Origin of the sequence: Microbacterium halophytorum (genome assembly GCF_002970975.1) — a bacterium.
Classification (GTDB): Bacteria; Actinomycetota; Actinomycetes; order Actinomycetales; family Microbacteriaceae; genus Microbacterium; species Microbacterium halophytorum.
Window position 1 is genome coordinate 1 of the sequence record NZ_PNFA01000018.1, and the last position, 20111, is coordinate 20111.

General features: G+C 70.1%; 16 protein-coding genes. 11 read left to right on the forward strand and 5 right to left on the reverse strand.

Translation table 11 applies throughout. From position 1 onward, the window contains the following. Window positions 1–33: 33 nt before the first annotated feature. Window positions 34–1224, reverse strand: coding sequence for a xylose isomerase (gene xylA / locus C0010_RS14480; RefSeq protein WP_105567803.1), 1191 nt, complete (start codon window positions 1222–1224; stop codon window positions 34–36). A gap of 239 nt (window positions 1225–1463) precedes the next feature. On the opposite strand from xylA, the gene C0010_RS14485 reads away from it, so the two are divergent. The 5 genes from C0010_RS14485 to C0010_RS14505 all read left to right on the forward strand — a co-directional run bounded on the left by C0010_RS14485 (window position 1464) and on the right by C0010_RS14505 (window position 8090). After that, a complete protein-coding gene (locus C0010_RS14485) occupies window positions 1464–2831 on the forward strand; it encodes an ABC transporter substrate-binding protein (RefSeq protein ID WP_105567804.1) in 1368 nt (455 codons plus the stop codon). Between the two features lie 64 nt (window positions 2832–2895). Further along, complete coding sequence (locus C0010_RS14490; protein WP_105567805.1) at window positions 2896–3873, forward strand: carbohydrate ABC transporter permease; 978 nt, start codon at window positions 2896–2898, stop codon at window positions 3871–3873. Continuing rightward, a complete protein-coding gene (locus tag C0010_RS14495) occupies window positions 3870–4784 on the forward strand; it encodes a carbohydrate ABC transporter permease (protein ID WP_105567806.1) in 915 nt (304 codons plus the stop codon). Before C0010_RS14490 ends, C0010_RS14495 begins: the two co-directional genes overlap by 4 nt. A 111-nt stretch (window positions 4785–4895) precedes the next feature. Continuing rightward, window positions 4896–6299 (forward strand): GH1 family beta-glucosidase, encoded by a 1404-nt coding sequence (locus C0010_RS14500; protein ID WP_105567807.1) that lies wholly within the window; start codon window positions 4896–4898, stop codon window positions 6297–6299. 78 nt (window positions 6300–6377) lie between these two features. Continuing rightward, on the forward strand, window positions 6378–8090 hold the full coding sequence (locus C0010_RS14505; protein ID WP_105567808.1) for a cytochrome c biogenesis protein DipZ: 1713 nt from the start codon (window positions 6378–6380) through the stop codon (window positions 8088–8090). Between the two features lie 65 nt (window positions 8091–8155). On the opposite strand, the gene C0010_RS14510 is transcribed toward C0010_RS14505, so the two are convergent. Then, window positions 8156–8923 (reverse strand): anti-sigma factor, encoded by a 768-nt coding sequence (locus C0010_RS14510; protein ID WP_105567809.1) that lies wholly within the window; start codon window positions 8921–8923, stop codon window positions 8156–8158. Continuing rightward, complete coding sequence (sigK, locus tag C0010_RS14515) at window positions 8920–9522, reverse strand: ECF RNA polymerase sigma factor SigK (RefSeq protein ID WP_174150344.1); 603 nt, start codon at window positions 9520–9522, stop codon at window positions 8920–8922. Before sigK ends, C0010_RS14510 begins: the two co-directional genes overlap by 4 nt. A 155-nt stretch (window positions 9523–9677) precedes the next feature. Here sigK and C0010_RS14520 point away from each other — a divergent pair, with 155 nt between their 5' ends. Continuing rightward, window positions 9678–10361 (forward strand): fasciclin domain-containing protein, encoded by a 684-nt coding sequence (locus C0010_RS14520; RefSeq protein WP_105567811.1) that lies wholly within the window; start codon window positions 9678–9680, stop codon window positions 10359–10361. A gap of 18 nt (window positions 10362–10379) precedes the next feature. On the opposite strand, the gene C0010_RS14525 is transcribed toward C0010_RS14520, so the two are convergent. Beyond that, window positions 10380–11465: a LacI family DNA-binding transcriptional regulator gene (locus C0010_RS14525; RefSeq protein ID WP_105567812.1), complete on the reverse strand. Its 1086-nt coding sequence runs from the start codon at window positions 11463–11465 to the stop codon at window positions 10380–10382. Window positions 11466–11745: 280 nt separating this feature from the next. On the opposite strand from C0010_RS14525, the gene C0010_RS14530 reads away from it, so the two are divergent. From C0010_RS14530 to C0010_RS14545, 4 genes are read left to right on the forward strand one after another with little or no spacing between them, the layout of a single operon-like run. Continuing rightward, a complete protein-coding gene (locus C0010_RS14530; RefSeq protein ID WP_105567813.1) occupies window positions 11746–13032 on the forward strand; it encodes an extracellular solute-binding protein in 1287 nt (428 codons plus the stop codon). Window positions 13033–13042: 10 nt separating this feature from the next. Beyond that, the gene (locus tag C0010_RS14535; protein ID WP_105567814.1) at window positions 13043–14053 is read left to right on the forward strand and encodes a carbohydrate ABC transporter permease; all 1011 of its coding nucleotides are present in this window, start codon (window positions 13043–13045) and stop codon (window positions 14051–14053) included. After that, window positions 14050–14928: a carbohydrate ABC transporter permease gene (locus C0010_RS14540; RefSeq protein ID WP_105567815.1), complete on the forward strand. Its 879-nt coding sequence runs from the start codon at window positions 14050–14052 to the stop codon at window positions 14926–14928. The genes C0010_RS14535 and C0010_RS14540 overlap by 4 nt, the downstream gene beginning before the upstream one ends. A gap of 4 nt (window positions 14929–14932) precedes the next feature. Continuing rightward, window positions 14933–17341 carry a beta-xylosidase/alpha-l-arabinosidase gene (locus C0010_RS14545; RefSeq protein ID WP_105567816.1) on the forward strand — a complete coding sequence of 803 codons (2409 nt, stop codon included), beginning with the start codon at window positions 14933–14935 and terminating at the stop codon, window positions 17339–17341. Between the two features lie 117 nt (window positions 17342–17458). Here the strand turns inward: C0010_RS14545 and C0010_RS14550 are convergent, their stop codons facing one another. Continuing rightward, window positions 17459–18499 carry a nucleoside hydrolase gene (locus C0010_RS14550; protein WP_174150346.1) on the reverse strand — a complete coding sequence of 347 codons (1041 nt, stop codon included), beginning with the start codon at window positions 18497–18499 and terminating at the stop codon, window positions 17459–17461. 378 nt (window positions 18500–18877) lie between these two features. Here C0010_RS14550 and C0010_RS14555 point away from each other — a divergent pair, with 378 nt between their 5' ends. Next, window positions 18878–20059 carry an ROK family transcriptional regulator gene (locus C0010_RS14555; RefSeq protein WP_105567818.1) on the forward strand — a complete coding sequence of 394 codons (1182 nt, stop codon included), beginning with the start codon at window positions 18878–18880 and terminating at the stop codon, window positions 20057–20059. Window positions 20060–20111: the final 52 nt, after the last annotated feature.

Below are 20111 nucleotides of genomic sequence, written 5' to 3' on the forward strand. Positions count from 1 at the left end.
CCCCCCCCCCCCCGTCCGCGTGTCAGTGCTGTGTCAGCGCGCGCCGAGCAGGTGCTCCGTCGCGAGCTGCTGCAGTCGCACGAAGCCGAAGCCCTTGCCGCCGAAGTAGGCGTCGGGGTCGAAGTCCTCGTATGCCGAGCGGTCGGCGAGGAAGTCGTCGTACGTCTCGCCCGGGTTCAGGGTCGGCTCGCTCAGCTCCGTGACCTTGGCCGAGGCGAGCACCTCCTGCACCTCGGGGTCGGCGCGGAACGCCTCGGCGCGCTCCTTCAGGAGCAGGTAATTGCGCATGTTCGCCGTGACCGAGTCCCAGACGCCCTCTTCGCTCTCGGTGCGGCTGGGCTTGTAGTCGAAGTGCCGAGGGCCGTCGTACGCGGGGCCGCCGGCCGGCGCGCCGTGCTCGAGCAGGTCGACGAGCGAGAACGCGTTGTACAGGTCGCCGTGGCCGAACACGAGGTCCTGGTCGTACTTGATGCCTCGCTGGCCGTTGAGGTCGATGTGGAACAGCTTGCCGTGGTAGAGCGCCTGGGCGATGCCGGCCGAGAAGTTCAGGCCTGCCATCTGCTCGTGGCCGACCTCGGGGTTCACGCCGAACAGCTCGGGCCGCTCGAGGGAGTCGGTGAATGCGATCGCGTGGCCGAGCGTCGGCAGCAGGATGTCGCCGCGGGGCTCGTTCGGCTTCGGCTCGATCGCGAACCGGATGTCGTAGCCCTTGTCGGTCACGTACTCCGCGAGCAGGTTGACGGCCTCGCGGTAGCGCTCGAGGGCCGCCTGGACGTCCTTCGCCGAGTCGTACTCGGCGCCCTCGCGGCCGCCCCACATCACGAACGTCTTGGCACCGAGCTCGGCCCCGAGGTCGAGCTGGCGGAAGACCTTGCGCAGCGCGTAGCGGCGCACCTCGCGGTCGTTCGACGTGAAGCCGCCGTCCTTGAACACGGGCGCGCTGAAGAGATTGGTGGTGACCATCGGCACGATGATGCCGGTGTCGGCCATGGCGCCCTTGAGGCGATCGATCTGCTTCTGGCGCTCGGCATCGGTCGAGCCGAACGCGAAGAGGTCGTCGTCGTGGAACGTCAGGCCGTAGGCGCCGAGCTCCGCGAGCTTCTCGACGCCGTGCACGACGTCGAGCGCCGGCCGCGTCGGGCCTCCGAACGGGTCGGTGCCGTTGTAGCCGATGGTCCAGAGACCGAACGAGAACCGGTCGGCCTTGGTGGGGGTGACGGACATGGGATCCTGCCTTTCAGCGTCGCTGGTGAAATGTTTGTGTCTCAAACTTATCAGGTCATCCGGATGCGGGCAACGGCCGAACCGCACATCGCGCCGCGCGTGAGTCCGATTCGTGACGGGAGGGTCACGGCTGGGTGTCGACGCTTGCGCTCGGGGCGTGGGAGCGGTTTCATGGCAGGTGCGGCGGCGCGTTCCCGTGCCGCCGCCACCAAGAGTTCACGTCAGAGAGGACGTCTGCAATGAGGACGAAGAGCGTTCAGCGCAGCGGGGCGGTGGCCGCGGGCGGCCTCGCCCTCGTGCTTGCCGTGTCGGGTTGCGCCGGAGATGACCTGGGCGGCGGCGGGGGCGGGGGCGGCGGCGACGCGACCGGCGACTGCAGCGCCTACGAGAGCTACGGCACGTTCGAGGGGGAGACCGTGGTGATCTCCTCGACGATCGAGGGCGTGGAGGGCGAGCAGCTGGCGCAGTCGTGGCAGGAGTTCGCCGACTGCACGGGCATCACGATCGAGCACAACGGCACGAACAGCTTCGAGTCGCAGATCTTCGTGCAGGTGGAGGGCGGCAACGCGCCCGACCTCGCGATCTTCCCGCAGCCGGGCCTGCTGGCGCGCATGGTCGAGGACGGCCACCTCGCCCCGGCGGAGGGCGGCTTCCTGGAGGCGGCCGAGGCGAACTACTCGGAGGACTGGCTGAGCTACGGCAACGTCGACGGCACGCAGTACGGAGTGCCGATCCAGGGTTCGGCGAAGTCCTTCGTCTGGTACAAGCCGAGCCTCTTCGAGGAGAACGGCTACGAGATCCCCACGACGTGGGACGAGATGATGGACCTCACCGACCAGATCTCCGCCGACCACGGCAGCGACACCGTCAAGCCGTGGTGCTACGGCATCGAATCGGGCGACGCGACCGGATGGCCGGCGACCGACTTCCTCGAGGACATGGTGCTGCGCGAGGCGGGTCCCGAGGCCTACGACCAGTGGGTGAACCACGAGATCCCGTTCGATGACCCGCAGATCGTCGCCTCGCTCGACCGCGCCGGCAGCATCCTTCAGAACGAGGACTACGTCAACGGCGGCATCGGCGACGCCCGATCCGTCGCGTCGACCGCGTGGGCCGACCCCGGCCTGCAGGTGCTCGACGGCAACTGCTTCATGTTCCGCGCGCCGAGCTTCTACGAGGCGCAGATGCCCGAGGGCACCGACGTCAGCCCCGACGGCGACATCTTCGCGTTCTACCTGCCGGCCGACTCGGCCGACGACACGCCCCTCCTGATCGCGGGTGACTACCTCGCCGCGTTCAACAACGACGAGGCGACGCAGGCAGTTGCGGCCTACTTCGCATCCCCCGAGTGGGCGAACACCCGCATGGAGATCGGCGGCATGGTCAGCCCGAACAGCGGCGCGCTGCCCGAGAACGCGTCGAGCGACGCGCTGCGCCTCACGATCGAGATGATGCAGGACGAGGGGGCCGTGGTCCGCTTCGACGCCTCCGACCTGATGCCGTCGCAGGTCGGCGCCGGCAGCTTCTGGTCGGAGATGACCGCATGGATCGACGGTCAGCAGGGCTCCGAGGAGACGCTGTCGAACGTCGAGAGCACCTGGCCGTAGCCCGCATCCGAGCGGCCGGGGCGCCATCAGCGCCCCGGCCGCTCGCCGCCTGAAAGGTGTCACCGTGGGGTTCTTCCTCTATTCGAAGACGGGGCAGCTCGTGCTCGCCGTGCTCGTCTTCCTCGCGCTCGTCGCGATCCTCCTGCTCATCGCCCGCGCCGTCGACGGCTTCCGCGGCCGGCGCCAGACCTACGCCATGGCCGCCGTCTTCGGCGGGCCTGCGCTCCTGCTGCTCGCCGTCGGCCTGATCTACCCGGCCATCCGGACGATCTGGATGTCGTTCTTCGACGCCCGCAGCGAGACCTTCGTCGGCGCCGACAACTACGCCTACCTCTTCCAGGACGGCATCGTCGCGCTCGTCAACACGCTGCTCTGGGTGATCATCGTGCCGCTCGGGTCGACCGTGATCGGCCTCGTCTACGCCGTGCTGATCGACAAGTCGCGCTTCGAGAAGGTCTCGAAGTCGCTGCTGTTCCTGCCGATGGCGATCTCGTTCGTCGGCGCCGGCATCATCTGGAAGTTCATGTACGAGTACCGCGGGGCGGCGCAGGAGCAGATCGGTCTGCTCAACGCCGTCATCACGTCGCTCGGCTTCGAGCCCGTTCGCTTCCTGCAGGACTCCCCGTGGAACACCCTGTTCCTGATCGTCGTGATGGTCTGGATCCAGGCGGGCTTCGCGATGGTCGTCCTCTCCGCCGCGATCAAGGCGGTGCCGACCGACATGATCGAGGCGGCTCGCCTCGACGGGGCGAACGCGTGGCAGCTGTTCACGCGGATCACGGTGCCGTCCATCCGGGCCTCGCTCGTCGTCGTGGTCACGACGATCAGCATCGCGACGCTGAAGGTCTTCGACATCACCCAGACGATGACGGGCGCCGAGTTCGGCACGCAGGTGCTCGCGAACGAGATGTACGACTGGTCGTTCACGTTCGGCGACAACGGCATCGGATCGGCGATGGCCGTCGTCATCTTCGTGCTCGTGATCCCGATCGTCGTGTACAACGTGCGCCAGATGAACAAGAACAGGGCGGTGCGCGGATGAGCACACAGCAGATCACCCAGGTGAACCCGACGAAGCGGCAGGGAAGCGCCGCCGGCAGCTTCAAGCGGCTCGTCAGCAACCGGATCGCTTCCGTCATCGCGCTCGTGATCGCGGTGCTCTGGACGGTGCCGACCTTCGGCCTGTTCGTGTCGTCGTTCCGGCCGGAGGCCGAGATCAAGTCGAGCGGCTGGTGGCACGTCTTCACCGACCCGCAGTTCACTCTCGACAACTACCGGCAGGTGCTCGGCTCGTCGTCGACGACGGACCTGTCCGGGTTCTTCCTGAACTCGATCGTGATCGCCGTCCCCGCGACGCTCGCGCCCCTCGTGCTCGCGATCATGGCGTCCTACGCGTTCTCGGTGCTCGAGTGGAAGGGCCGCGATCTCGTCTTCGTAGGCGTCTTCGCGCTCCAGGTCGTTCCGCTGCAGATGGCGCTGATCCCGCTGCTCCGCCTCTTCTCGGGCAGCGCGATCGCCGACGTCTTCCCCTTCCTGTCGATGTGGGTCGCGCACACGATCTTCGGCCTGCCGCTGGCGATCTTCCTGCTGCACAACTTCATGTCGGAGGTCCCGCGCGATCTCATCGAGGCGGCGCGCATCGACGGCGCGGGGCACGTGGCGGTGTTCCTGCGCATCATGCTCCCGCTCATGCTGCCGGCGATCGCGAGCTATGCGATCTTCCAGTTCCTCTGGGTCTGGAACGACCTGCTCGTCGGCCTGACGTTCTCGGGCGGATCGCAGACGGTGCAGCCGCTCACGGCGGCGCTGTCCGCGCTGACGGGCAACCGCGGCCAGGACTGGCACCTGCTCACGGCCGGCGCATTCGTCTCGATCATCATCCCGCTGATCGTGTTCTTCGCCCTGCAGCGCTACTTCGTGCGCGGCCTGCTGGCGGGTTCCGTCAAGGGGTGACACCTGTCGCGGCGCCCCGGGCTCCACCGGGGCGCCGCGCTCGCCCTGACCAGGCCGACATCGCGCGGCAGGGCGGACCGCGTCCGCCCGCGAACAGAGGAGAAAGACCCGATGACCGACTACCGCACCGTTCCGCTCGACTTCCCGCCCGGCTTCGTCTTCGGGTCGGCGACCGCCTCGTACCAGGTCGAGGGGGCCGCCGCCGACGGCGGCCGGACGCCGTCGATCTGGGACACGTTCAGCCACACCCCCGGCCGCATTTGGAACGACGACACGGGCGACATCGCGTGCGACCACTACCACCGGATGGACGAGGACCTCGACCTGATGGCTGAGCTCGGCCTGCAGGCGTACCGCTTCTCGATCTCATGGTCGCGCGTCATGCCGAACGCCGGCAGCGCCGTGAACCCCACGGGCATCGGCTTCTACTCCCGACTGGTCGATGGCCTGCGCGAGCGGGGCATCCGGCCGATCGCGACCCTCTACCACTGGGACCTCCCGCAGGAGCTGGAGGATGCGGGCGGCTGGCCGAACCGCGACACGGCGCACCGCTTCGCCGAGTACGCGGCCCGCACGGTCGAGCACCTGGGCGACAGGGTCGACACCTGGACGACCCTGAACGAGCCGTGGTGCTCGGCCTACCTCGGCTACGGCTCGGGCGCCCACGCGCCGGGGCGCACGAACGGCGCGGACGCGCTCGCCGCGGTGCACCACCTCAACCTCGCGCACGGCCTGGCCGTGCCGGAGATCCGGCGCGCAGCGACGAACGATCCGGGCGTCTCGGTGACCCTCAACTTCCACGTGCCGCGCGGTGAGGACGAAGCGGCGAGCCGCGTCGACGCACTCGCGAACCGGGCGTTCACGAGCCCGATGCTGCGGGGGCGCTACGACGATGACCTGCTCGAGATCACGCGCGGCGTCACCGACTGGGGGTTCCTGCGCGAGGGCGACCTCGCCCAGATCCGGCAACCGCTCGACGTTCTCGGGGTGAACTACTACTCGACCGTCACGGTCCGCGCGTGGGACGGGACGGGGGAGAAGGTCAACAACGACGGCCACAAGGACGTCGGCGGCTCGCCGTGGCCCGGCCTCGACGACGTCGAGTTCCTGCCGCAGGAAGGCCCGTACACCGACATGGGCTGGAACATCGCGCCCGACGGGCTCGAGGAGCTGCTGGTGTCGCTGCACGAGCAGTTCCCCGATCAGCCGCTCATGATCACCGAGAACGGGGCCGCCTTCCCGGATGTCGTGGAGCAGACGGCCGAAGGGCCGCGCGTGCACGACGCGGAGCGGACGGACTACCTGCTCCGCCACTTCGGCGCCGCGCGCCGCGCCGTGGACCGCGGCGTCGACCTGCGCGGCTACCTCGTATGGTCGCTGCTCGACAACTTCGAGTGGGGCTACGGCTTCTCGAAGCGGTTCGGCATCGTGCGAGTGGACTACGCGACGGGCCAGCGGACCGTGAAGGACAGCGCGCGCTGGTTCTCGCGGGTGATCGCTGAGAACGCCGCCTGAGCACCGCGCGGGCGCGGCTCGGCGCCATCCGATCCCTCCTCGGCGCCGAAGACATGGTGACGAGGAAAGGACGCCGCCATGTCGTTGGTCATCATCGGTCTGCTCGGGGGACTGATCACGGGAATCTCACCGTGCATCCTGCCCGTGCTGCCGGTCATCTTCCTCAGCGGCGGCGCGGAGTCCGCGCGGACCGCTGAGGCCGGCTCGCCGACGGTATCGCGTTGGCGGCCGTACCTGGTCGTGCTGGGCCTGATGACGAGCTTCACCCTCGTCACGCTCCTCGGATCGTTGTTGCTGGGCGCCCTCGGGCTGCCGCAGAGCATCATCCGCTGGGCGGGGATCGCCTTGCTCGTGCTGATCGGCATCGGCCTCCTCGTTCCGGCACTAGAACGTGTGCTGGAGCGTCCGTTCAGCTGGCTGCCGCGGAGAGAGGTGTCGAATAGGAGGAACGGCTTCGCAGTCGGTCTCGCGCTCGGGACCGTGTTCGTTCCGTGCGCCGGTCCGGTGCTCGCGGCGATCATCGTCGCCGGTTCGACCGGAAGGATCGGGCCGGGCACGGTGCTGCTCACGGTGGCGTTCGCCGTCGGCGTGGCGGTCCCTCTGCTCCTCTTCGCCCTCGCGGGGCGCGGCGTGGTCGAGCGGATACGCGCGTTCCGCAGGCGCGAGCGCGGGCTGAGGATCGCAGCGGGCATCGCGATGCTGGCGCTCGCGGTCGGTCTCGTGTTCAACGCTCCCGCCGCCCTCCAACGCCTCGTTCCCGACTACACGGCGCCGCTGCAGGAACGCTTCTCCGAGGACGACGACGTGCGAGAGGCCCTCGACCTCGGGGGCATCGTGACGGACGAGAACCGGGAGCTCAGCAACTGCTCCAATGGGGCCGACTCGCTCGAATCCTGCGGGACGGCTCCGTCGCTGCGGGGGATCGAGGAGTGGCTGAACACCGACGACGGCGCAGCCATCGCCTTGGACGACCTCAGGGGGGAGGTCGTGCTGATCGATTTCTGGGCATACTCCTGCATCAACTGCCAGCGCAGCATCCCGCACGTGGTGGCATGGGACGAGGCATATCGGGGGTCAGGGCTGAACGTGATCGGCGTCCACTCGCCGGAGTACGCGTTCGAGAAAGACCCCGCCAACGTCCGGGCAGGGGCGGAGTCCTTCGGCATCACGTACCCCGTGGCTCTCGACAACGATCTCGCGACGTGGACGAACTACCGCAACCAGTACTGGCCCGCTCACTATCTCATCGACGCAGAAGGCACAGTCAGGCACATCTCGTTCGGTGAGGGGAACTACGCCGCGACGGAGAAGCTGATCCGGGAGCTCCTGCGCGACGCCGACGCGACGGCAGAGCTCCCGGCGGCGACCGACGTGGCGGACGAGACGCCGGACGACCCCGGTCGCACGCCGGAGACGTTCCTCGGCTGGACCAAAGAGCACAACTACTCGGGGGACGCCCCCTACCAGGCGGGCGATTCGGAGTTCTCCTATCCGTCCGACCAGCCGGCCGATTCGTTCGCACTCGACGGCGGATGGACGCTCGAGACCCAGTACGCGAACCCCACGGGCGCATCCTCAGGCGTGCGTCTGGCCTACACGGGCAGCGAAGTGCGTGTGGTGCTGGCGGGCGAGGGGCGCGTCACGGCGCGCGTCGACGGCGCCGACCCCGAGACGATCGACGTGTCGGGGACCCCGCGGTCCTACGGCCTGCGCAAGGGGGACCCCCAATCCGGCGTCATCGAGCTGCGAGTCGGGCCCGGGGTCCAGGTGTACTCGTTCACCTTCGGGTGAGCCAGGGCTGCTCCGCCCGGCGGTGCCCGCAGTCCGGGCACCAGCCGGGCGGTCGGCGGTGCGGGTCAGGTGATCTCAACCGCGACGACGGGTTCGGTAGTCGGAGCCCCCGTCGGCGAACCGCCCTCGTCCTCGACCGTCACGGCGACGACGTCGCCGGCGGCGATGTCGTCGCCGAGCAGGACGGGCTCCTGATCGCCGCCGTCGAAGAGCCCCGCGGACACGGGGGTCTCGTCGCGGACGATCCAGAGCTCGTACTGCTGGCCGTCGTCCAGCACGGGGATGTCCTCGCCCGTGACGACCGCCTGGTCGAGCTCCTGCGACCAGTGCAGCTCGACTGTGCCGCCTCCCGCGAGGTCGCTCGATGCGCTGCGGGCGTCGTCGGCCTGCTCGATCTCGTCGAGCGCCGTGACAGCGGGCGGGCCGTCGAGCAGGTTCATCGTCACGATGCCGCCGACGGCGATCCCGGCGATCACCGCGATCGACGCGGCGAGCGTCCACGCGGTGCGGTGGCGGGGGCGGCGATCGTGCTCTTCGGGGCGCGCTACGCCGGCCTGCCCCTGATCGTGCGCCTCCTCCGCGGCGTCGTCGCCGTGCGAGTCGTGCTGCGGCAGATCGCCGATCTGTGCGAGCAGCGCCTCCCTGACGGATGAGGGCGGCTCGAGCTCGCGGATCGCCTCGGCCAGGAGAGCCGCGGTCTCGTCCTCCTGCGCGGCGCGGCGCCGAAGGTCGTCGTCGGCCGCGATGGCGGCGTCGAGCATGCGCTCCTCGTCCGCGTCGAGCGCATGGAGGGCGCGCGCGGCGAGCAGCTCGTCGAACTTCTCGTCGTTCATGCCATGACCCCCATCTCCGTCCTCAACCGCGACAGGCCGTCGCGCATCCTCGATTTCACGGTGCCGATCGGGGCGCCCGTCAGCGCGGATATCTGGCTCTGCGAATACCCTCCGTAATAGGCGAGCGTGAGCGCTTCCCGCTGGTTCTCCGGCAGTTGCCGAAGCGCGTCGACGACGCGCTTGCCCTCCCAACGGAGTTCGACATCCTCCGCGACCCCGTCGAACGCGACGGCGATGTCGCGGACGCCTGCGCGCGCATCGCGGTCGTAGCTCGCCTGCGCGGCGCGCACACGGTCCACGGCCCGCCGATGCGCCATCGTCAGCACCCACGTCCTTCCCTTCCCCTTCTTCGGAGAGAAGCGCGAAGCGGATTGCCAGATCTCGAGGAACACCTCCTGCAGCACCTCCTCGCTCTGCGCGCGATCGACGAGCACCCGAACGATCAGGCCGAACACACGCGGTGAAAGGGCATCGTAGAGCCGGGTGAAGGCCGTCTTATCGCCGTGCGCGACGAGCGAGAGCAGCTCCGCGACGTGATCGGCGGGCTCGCCCGCGCTCGCGTCCACGTCGAACCCGTCGATGACCATACGGACAAGCATGCCCTACAAGTGCTGGCGCGACCCGGCCGGCCTGCGAAGGGGACAGCTGCTGGGGTGCCTGAGGATTCGTCCCATCCGATCCGGTGAGCACGTCGAATACCTCGTGAAAGTCCCACCGGCGCCCAGGCTGGGCGCCCGAACACGAGGAGCAGGAAATGATCATCGAGAAGCGCGCATTCACGGCGGCGGCCGTGCTCTCCCTCGTCGCGGCGGCCGGGCTGGCCGGCTGCGCCTCCGACGCGGGCGAGGACGAGGAGACCGCGCCGTCGACTGAGCAGAGCACGGAACAGGACAGCATGGATGAAGGCACGGAAGGCGACATGGGCGACGAGCCCATGGATCCGGCCGCCGACCTGGTCGGGCCCGGATGTGCCGACTACGCCGAAGCGGTGCCGGAAGGCGCCGGCTCGATCGAGGGCATGTCGGCGGACCCCGTCGCCGTCGCGGCCTCGAACAACCCGATGCTGACGACGCTCGTCTCGGCGGTGTCCGGTCAGCTGAACCCCGACGTCGATCTCGTCGACACGCTCAACGGAGACGAGTTCACGGTCTTCGCCCCTGTCGACGACGCCTTCGCCGAGATCGATCAGGAGACGCTGAACACGCTGGGGGAGGACGCCGACATGCTCACGTCGATCCTGACGTACCACGTTGTTCCCGGCCAGATCGACCCCGCGCAGATCGAGGGGACCCACACGACCGTCGAGGGCTCCGACCTCGAGGTGACGGGTTCCGGTGACGAGATCATGGTCGACGGTGCCAACGTCATCTGCGGCGGCGTTCACACGGCCAATGCGACCGTCTACCTCATCGACTCGGTGCTGATGCCGATGCAGTGATGCCGTGACCGCGAGTCGTCACGCCCTGAGACCCCGCCCCGTCGGGGCCTCAGGGCGTTCCCGTGCGGTGGGCGGGGTGCGCCCTCCGCGGGCTCGACCGCCCGGAGGCGCCGTCGAACCGCGTTCGACGAGGGCCGTCGGCATCCGGACGTGCTCGGGGTCGGCGTTCTCGTCGATCATCCTGACGAGCAGGTCGACGGCGGCACGGCCCATCTCGACGAGGGGCTGCCGGATGGTCGTCAGCGGCGGCGCCGCGGCGCTCGCGGCGGGAATGTCGTCGAACCCGATCACCGAGAGGTCCTCGGGAACACGCAGCCCGCGCTCGGTCGCGACGCGGATCGCCTCGAGCGCCGTGATGTCGTTCGCCGCGAAGATCGCGGTCGGCCTCTCGGGCGAGTCGAGCATCCGGCCGACAGCCGCGGCCGACTCGTCGGGCTCGTACCCGCCCTCTTCGACGATCCCGCCGGTGATGCCGGCGTCCGCGAGCGCCTCGCGATAGCCCTGCTCGCGCAGGCGCGCCGACTGGAGGTCGCCGCGCCCCCGCAGGTGCGCGATGCGGGTATGCCCGAGCCCGATGAGGTGATCGGTCGCCTCCTTGCCACCGCGCAGGTTGTCGGTGTCGACGACGGCGGGGCCCGTCGGTCCCGTGTGCGGGTCGATCGCGACGAGGGGCACGACGTTGTCCGGCAGTGTCACGGTGGGGGTGACGACGACCGCCCCGTCGATGAGTGTTCCGCCGAGGCGGGAGAGTGAGCGGGCCTCCCAGCCGTGGTGCGATCCGCTCGAGACGGCGCCCGCATAGGCGAGCACGTCGTACTCGCTCCCGCTGAGTGCCTCGGAGACGCCGCGCAGCAGCTCGAGGGAGAACGGCTCGAACTCCGCGACGAGCACGCCGATCACGTGGGTGCGGCTGCGGCGCATCGACGTCGCGACGAGCGACGACGCGTAGCCGAGCTCGCCGACGACGCGCATGACGTGCTCCTGCGTCGCTTGGGCGACGCCGTCGCGGCCGTTGATCACCTTCGACACGGTGGCGACCGAGACCCCCGCCTCCCTGGCGACGTCGGTGATCGTTGCGCGACCCGTGCGGGCCGGGAGCGTCATGGGGTGGCCGCCGTGTTCGGGGCCGCGGTGCGCGCGGGCGTCGCCGTCCGGTGCCCTGCGCGTGCACCGGGCGTCTCGGGCTCGGTCGGCGTCGCAGTGCGCAGGTCGGTACGAGTCGTCGTGGTCATGGTGCTCTCTACGTTAGCCGGATGTCGTGCAGGGTGTGCACGGGATATAAAACGTTATCGATATCGTTTGACATCGGGCGCCGCTCCTGCCAGAGTCGTGTCGACCAGGGCGATGAACGCCCGGAACGCAGCACTCGAAGAGGAGATCTGGAATGAATCTGCGAAGCATCAGGACCGCCGCGGTCGCGGCGGCGGCTGCCGGGGCGCTCGCCCTCACGGGCTGCGCGGGCGGCGGAGGCGAAGGCGGCGGCGACGAGAACAGCCTGACGTTCTGGCACAACTCGACAACGGGGCCGGGCAAGGCCTACTGGGAAGAGGTCGCCGCGGCCTTCGAGGAGGAGACGGGCGTCTCGGTCGAGATCACGTCCATCCAGAACGAGGACATGGACGGCAAGCTGCAGACGGCCGCGAACTCGGGCGACATGCCCGATGTCTTCATGGCCCGCGGCGGCGGCAAGCTCGCCGACATCGTCGACGCCGGCGTGGTCAAGGACGTCACGGACCTGGTCACGGACGAGACCAAGGAGGCCATCGGCGAGGCTCCCTTCAGCGCCTTCACGATCGACGGGGCGATCTACGGCGTCCCCGTCTCGGTGCTGCCAGAGGGCATCTTCTACAGCCAGGACCTCTTCGACGAGGCGGGGATCACCGAGAACCCGACGACCTTCGATGAGCTGGGCGAGGCGGTCGACAAACTGAAGAGCGCCGACATCCAGCCGATCGCGCTCGGCGCGAAGGATGCGTGGCCCGCCGCCCACTGGTACTACTCGTTCGCCCTGCGCGCGTGCGGCCAGGACACGATCGAGAACATCGCGGCGAACCTCGAGTTCAGCGACGGCTGCTGGCAGCAGGCCGCGGAGGACCTCGCGGAGTTCGCCGCGACCGAGCCGTTCAACGAGGGCTTCCTGACGACGCCCGCGCAGGAGGGCGCCGGCTCGTCGGCCGGCCTCATCGCGAACCACAAGGCGGCCATGGAGCTCATGGGCGGCTGGGACGTCGGCGTGATCGCCGACCTGACCCCCGACAGCGAGCCGCTGCCCGACCTGAGCTGGTTCCCGCTGCCCGCGACCGAGGGCGGCGAGGGCGACCCGACCGCCATGATGGGCGGCGTCGACGGCTTCTCGTGCTCGCAGGATTCCCCGGCCGCGTGCGAGGACTTCCTCAACTTCTTCTCGCAGACCGAATGGCAGGAGAAGTACTCCGTCGCGTTCAACGCCATCCCGGTCAACATCGAGGCGCAGTCGGCCGTCACCGACCCCTCGCTCCTGCCCGTCATGGAGGCGTACAACGAGGCCGGCTACATCGTGCTCTGGCTCGACACGCTCCTCGGCCAGGACGTCGGGAACGCCCTGAACACCGCGGTCGTCGAGATGCTCGCGGGCAGCGGGACGCCCGAGTCGTTCATGGACACCATCGAGCAGGCCGCCGCGCGCGGCTGAGGCACCAGTTATGTCCTCTCTCGAGACGCACAGCGTGCGCACGTCGGAGGGGCCCGCCGCCGGGGCCGACGCATCGTCGGCCCCGGCCCGTGCGCGGCGCCCTCGCGCTGACTGGGGCAAGCGCGCCGAGATCGCGGTGCTGGCAGGGCCCGCGATCGTCGTGTTCGTGTTCTTCGTCATCCTCCCGGTGCTGATGGCCGCCTTCTACGGCTTCTTCCGGTGGAACGGGTTCGGGTTCCCCGACGACTTCGTCGGGTTCGACAACTACGTGCTCATCTTCCAGGACGCGACCTTCCGCGAGGCCGTGCTCCACAACTTCACGATCGTCATCGCCTCGCTGATCCTGCAGGGCCCGCTCGCGATCCTGTTCGCGCTGCTGATGAACCAGAAGATGCGCGGCCGCTCGCTCGTCCGGGTGCTGATCTTCGTGCCGTACGTGATCTCCGAGGTCGTCGTCGGCACCGGCTGGTCGCTCATGCTCCAGGACACGGGCGCCGTCAACTCCTTCCTCGGGAAGATCGGCCTCGAGAACCTCCAGAGCTCGTGGCTGGCGGACCCGGACATCGCGATGGGGACCCTGATGGTCATCATCACGTGGAAGTACATCGGCTTCGCCGTGATCCTGATGCTCGCGGGGCTGCAGTCCATCCCCGAGGAGCTCTACGAGGCCGCCGCCATCGACGGCGCCGGCTTCTGGAAGACGCAGTGGAGCATCACGATCCCGCTGCTCGGCCCGACCATCCGGATCTGGGCCTTCCTGTCGATGATCGGCGCGTTGCAGCTGTTCGACCTCGTCAACATCATCTGGGGTCAGTACATCGCCGCCACGGCGGGCACCTCGACGATGGCGACCTACATGTACCAGAACGGACATCTCGCGGGCAATTACGGGTACGGCAGCGCCGTCGCGGTCGTCCTGTTCCTGATCTCGCTCGTCGTCGCCCTCGTGTACCAGCGCTTCGTGATGCGCCGCGACACGGCCGGTGCCGTGACGGGCCCGAGCGGAAGGAAGAAGGCATGACCGCCACATCCGTCGCCATCCGGGCGGTGAAGCCCGACGGAACGCCGAAGCGCAAGAGGCAGCCGTGGGGCAACCCGTGGACGTACCTCCTCGCGACGATCCTCGTCGCCGTGTGCATCGGCCCGGTGCTGTACATCATCATCGGCGGTTTCCGCACGAACGCGCAGATCACGGAGGACCCGTCGGGCATGCCCGATCCGTGGGTGATCAGCAACTACATCGAGGTGCTCGGCTCCGGCGACTTCTGGGTCGCCATGGGCAACTCGACGATCTCGGCCGTCGGCACGACCATCGGGGCCGTGCTTCTCGGCGTGATGGCGAGCTACGTGCTCGCCCGCTACGACTTCGTCGGTCGGGGAGCGATGTACATGCTCTTCGCCGCGGGGCTCATGTTCCCCGTCACGGTCGCGATCACGCCGCTGTACATCCTGGTGCGCAACCTCGGGCTCGTCAACAGCCTCGGGGGCATCATCCTGCCGCAGATCGCGTTTGCGCTGCCGACGACGATCATCATCCTCGTGCCGTTCCTCAGGGCGATCCCGAAGGAGCTCGAGGAAGCGGCATCGATCGACGGCACCGGCCGGCTCGGGTTCTTCTGGCGCATGGTCGTGCCGCTGAGCCTGCCCGGCGTGATCACGGTGGGGATCCTCGCGTTCGTCACGACCTGGAACGCGTACATGCTGCCGCTGTTCATCCTGAACGACACGAGCCTGTTCACGCTGCCGCTCGGCGTGCAGAACTTCGCGTCGCAGTACTCCACCGACACCGCGCGCGTGCTCGCATACACGTCGCTGTCGATGATTCCCGCGCTGATCTTCTTCAGCTTGTTCGAGAAGCGCATCGTGGGCGGCCTCACGGGCGCCGTGAAGGGGTGACCGGATGACCGACACCATGAACCGCACCGACCGCGCGGGCGATCTGCTCGCCAGGATGACGCTCGAGGAGAAGGTCGCGCAGCTGGTCGGCTACTGGCTCGACCAGGGCGGCGAGGTCGTCGCCCCGCTCGCGGACGAGATGGCGACGACCGACGGCCCGCCGCTCGCCGAGATCACCCGCGACGGCATCGGCCACTTCACCCGCGTATACGGCACGCGCCCCGTCGACGCCGTCGAGCGCGCCGCATGGCTCCGCGATGAGCAGCGCCGGCTCGTGCGCGAGACCCGCCTCGGCATCCCCGCGATCGTGCACGAGGAGTGCCTGACGGGGCTCGCCGCGTGGCGCGCCGCGACGTTCCCGACGCCGCTCGCGTGGGGCGCGTCGTTCGATCCGGATGCCGTGGCCGAGATGGCGGGCCTCATCGGCGGCTCGATGCGCGCCCTCGGCGTGCACCAGGGCCTCGCGCCCGTGCTCGACGTCATCAGGGACCCCAGGTGGGGCCGCGTCGACGAGTGCATCGCGGAGGACCCGTACGTCGTCGGTACGATCGGCACGGCGTTCGTGCGCGGGTTGCAGGGTGCGGGCGTGCATGCGACGCTGAAGCACTTCCTGGGCTACTCGGCGTCGCAGTCCGGGCGCAATCACGCGCCCGTGCATGCGGGGCCGCGCGAGATCAGGGACGTGTTCCTGCCGCCGTTCGAGATGGCCATCCGCGACGGCGGGGCCAAGAGCGTCATGAACAGCTACACCGAGATCGACGGGGTTCCCGTGGCATCCGACCCCGCGGTCCTGACCGACCTGCTGCGCGGCGAGCTCGGCTTCGACGGCACTGTGGTCGCCGACTACTACGCCGTCGCGTTCCTCGAGATGACGCACGCTCTCGCGGCCGATCGGGGCGAGGCGGCGGCGCTCGCGCTCGCCGCAGGAATCGACGTCGAGCTGCCGACGGGGGAGGCCTACCTGCAGCCGCTTGTCGACGCCGTCCGCGCGGGGCGGGTTCCCGAGGAGCTCGTCGACCGCGCCGTGGCGCGCGTTCTCGCGCAGAAGGAGGAGCTCGGGCTGCTCGAGCCCGGCGCTTTCGACGCGGAGCCTCCGGCGTCGATCGACCTCGACACCCCGGAGCACCGCGCATCGGCGCGGCGCCTCGCGGAGGAGTCGGTCGTGATGCTGCGGAACGACGGCGCGCTGCCGATCGCGGCCGGCGCCGGCACGATCGCCGTGATCGGGCCGAACGCCGACCGCGCCGACGCGCTGCAGGGCTGCTATTCGTTCGCGAACCACGTGCTCGCGCACCACCCCGAGGTCGAGCCCGAGCTCGAGATGCCGACGGTCGCCGACGCGATCGCCGCTCGGTTCTCGGATGCCCGGATCATCCGGGCCGCCGGCTGCGAGGTCTCCGGCACCGACGCGTCCGGCATCGCCGAGGCCGAGGAAGCGGCGCGCGCCGCCGACGTGGCGGTCGTCGTCGTGGGCGATCAGGCGGGTCTGTTCGGGCGCGGCACGGTCGGCGAGGGGAACGACGTCGAATCCCTCGACCTGCCCGGCGTGCAGCGCGCGCTCGTCGAGCGCGTCGCCGCGACGGGAACGCCCGTCGTGATGGTGCTGCTCACGGGCCGCCCGTACGCGATCGGCTGGGCGCTCGACGGCGCGGGTGCGGGCCCGGGAACGGCGGGCGCCGTCGTCGGCGGATCGCTGATCAGCGGCGGCGGGGCAGCGGACGCGCGCGGCGCCGAGGCGCCGGAACGCACCGAGGGAGGCGTCGCGGGGCGGCTCCCGGCCGCCGTGCTGCAGGCGTTCTTCCCCGGCGAGGAGGGCGGCACCGCGATCGCCCGCATCCTCGCGGGCGACGTCAGTCCCTCGGGACGACTGCCGCTGAGCCTGCCGCGCTCAGCGGGGGCGGCGCCGTTCAGCTACCTGCACCCGCCCCTCGGCGGTCACACGAGCGTGACGTCGACGGACCCGACGCCCGTGCGGCCGTTCGGTTTCGGCCTCGGGTACGCGGACTTCTCGTACGGGGGCTTCTCGTGCGACGGGTCCGTCGCATCCGGTGGCACCTTCGCGGCCGCCGTCACCGTGACGAACACGTCGGACGTCGCGGCCGATGACGTCGTGCAGCTGTACGGGCACGACCTCGCGGCATCCGTGACGCGCCCGGTCGCGCAGCTGCTGGGCTACGCGCGCGTTCGGCTCGAGCCGGGCCAGTCGCGCCGCGTGGAGTTCGCGGTGCCGACGACGCGCCTGGCGCTCACCGATCGACGGATGCGCCGCGTCGTCGAGCCCGGCGACGTCGACGTATGGGTCGGCACCGACGCGGCGACCGAGGCCGCGCCCCGCGCCCGCCTTTCGGTGACGGGCGAGGTGCACGAGATCACCCCGGCCGACGCGCGGATGGTGAGCGTCACCGTCCGGTGACGGGCTCGACGGAGGGGCGGGGCGCCGGGCGCCCCGCCCCTCCGCGCCCCGGTGTCAGATTCCGCGCCATCCGGTCGATTCTCGGCGCGTTCAGTGCGACCGCGGTGCGAACGCTGCCTATGCCCGGGGCGTCGCCCATCGTTCGAACTCGGCGAGCTTCAGGAAGAAGTCCTCGAGCATCAGGCGGGTGTCGACCCGTGTGTACACCCGCATGGGGCGCGCGCCGGCGACGGGCACGTACGAGCCATCGTCCGCGATCGCGGGCGTCGGGCGCACGACGTGCGCGCTCGACGAGGTGTCCGCCTCGAAGAGCGACTGCAGCGACGACAGGAGCACGAGCGGGGAGTCCCCCAACGCGTAGGTCTCGGCGGGGCCAGCGCCGAAGCCGGTCGCCGTGCGGAAGACCGCCGCGATCTCGTCGTACATGTACCGGCCGAGCGGGCCGGTGGCGGCCATCCGGATGCGCAGCTCGGCATCCGAGACCAGGCACTGTCGGTAGACGTCGCGCGGCACCTGCCAGATCGGGATGCCGGAGTCGCCGAACACGACCTGCGCGGCCGCGACGTCGATCAGCAGGTTGTACTCGATCGGCATGGCGTTCGGCGGGGGTGAGGCGAGGTCGTCGTGCTCGTTGCCGCCGATCCAGATGACGGTCATCCGCTCGGCGATGCGCGGCTCGACGAGGAGCGCGGACGCGAGATCGGTGAGCCCGCCGCCGGCCAGATAGAACAGCGGGGAGTCGTCGTCGCGCATCGCCTCCGCGACGATCGCGTCGACGGCCGGCGACGGTGCGGGCGTCTCGCGGTCGGGCAGGCGGGCATCGCTGCCGCGCACGATCACGTCGGTCGATTCGAGGCCCATGCGGGTGAACACGTCGCGCACGATGCGTTCGGCATTCTGCGCCGTGTGATCAGACGGGTCGAAGTGATCGCCGGGCGCGAGGTGCGACGCGACGACGAGGCGCGTGGCGACGTTGGTCGTCAGCAGCTGGTGCACGAGCTGCGGCAGGTCATCCGGATCGCCGGCGAAGTCGTTGTCGACGATGGCGCGGGCCCGTCGCCCCGGAACGGGCGGGATCTGCTGCCACGGGGCCTGCCCGAGGCGCCACCGCACGGAGACGCAGTCGGGGGCACGGTCGTACGAGGGGATCTGCGACATCATCGTCCTTCGGTGTGCGGGGCACTCACGCGGCGAACCGGTTGACCATCGGCTGCGGCGTCAGTCTACCGTCGTGTGTCGGTGTGCGTTCCCATGCCGATCGGCGTCTGGGGCGCCCGGACGGGTGCCACCGCGGAGCGGGGTGGGGTGTGCGCGACCTCGCTGCTCAGCGGAGCGGGTGGCGGAGGATTTGTGCCGTTGTCGGCGTCTGCGCCGTCAGACGCCGACAACGGCACAAACGAGCGGGCCGGAGCCGGCGCGGTGACGGATTCCGCGGTACTCGGGCGATTCTTGGCGCGTTGAATGCGACCTGAGTGGGGCTCGTCGTGTGGGGTGCTTACGCAGATATGCTGTAGGCAACAACGAATGGGGTGTGCGATGGCGGGCGGAGCGAGTGTCGAGGGCGTCAGGACGGCCAACCTCGGCGCGATCCTGCGCCTGGTCTGCCACGAGGGGCCGCTCTCGCGCGCCGAGCTGACGCAGCGCACGGGCCTCAACCGGTCGACCGTCGGCGCGCTCGTGCAGGCGCTCGCGGACCGCGGCCTCGTCGCCGAGCGCGAGCCCGACCCGACCAACCGCGTCGGCCGCCCCTCGCCGATCGTCGCGGCGCGCGACGACGTCGTCACGATTGCGATCAACCCCGAGATCGACGCCCTCGAGATCGGCGCCGTCGGGCTCGGCGGTGTGGTGAGGGCGCGCGAGCGCATCGCCTTCGACGCCGTTCCGACCCCGGATGACGTGGTCGCGGCGCTCGCTCGTGCGGTGGACGCCTGGCGCAGCGGCGCGCTCGGCGGATGCCGCGTCCTCGGCATCGCCGCCGCCGTGCCGGGGCTCGTCCGCGCGAGCGACGGGGTCGTGGCGCACGCACCCCACCTGGGGTGGCGCGAGGTCGATCTCGCCGGGCTGCTCATGGCGCGGCTGGGCGGAGGCGCCGAGGACCTGCTCGGCGACGCGGCCTCGTTCGGCGCCGCGGCCGGGAACGACGCCTCGCTCGGTGCGGTCGCCGAGCGGCTTTACGGCGCGGCGCGCGGGCACGACGATCTCGTGTACCTCAACGGCGGCGCGAGCGGCATCGGCGGCGGCCTGATCATCGCGGGCCGCAGCGTCGGCGGGGCCGGCGGGTTCGCGGGGGAGTGGGGCCAGACCCGGCCCGCCGTCGCGGATGAGAACGACCGCCGTTCCCCCGGGGGCGTGCTCGAGGACGAGGTGAACCGCCGGCGCCTCTTCGAGGCGCTCGGCATCGACGACGACGACGCCCTCGCGGCCGCGCTCGCGGCGGGGCCGGACGCGGCCGAGCCCGACCGCCAGCGGCGCATCCTCGCGGCGGGGCTCGCCAACGCGGCGAACGCGCTGAACCCCTCGATGATCGTGCTCGGCGGCTTCCTCGCCGCGCTCAGGGGCGCCGATGCCGGCGGCTTCGACTCCGACGTCCGCGCCCTCATGCTGGCCGCTCCCGCGGCCCAGTTGGAGGTGAGGGCCGCGGCCCTCGAGGGCGATCGGCTACTGATCGGGGCGGCCGAGCTGATACTCGAACGACTGGCGGCGGATCCGCTGCGCTGATCGCACGACCGGTGGCGCAGAGCCGCGCCGGAAGGACCACAGCGCTGCGGCG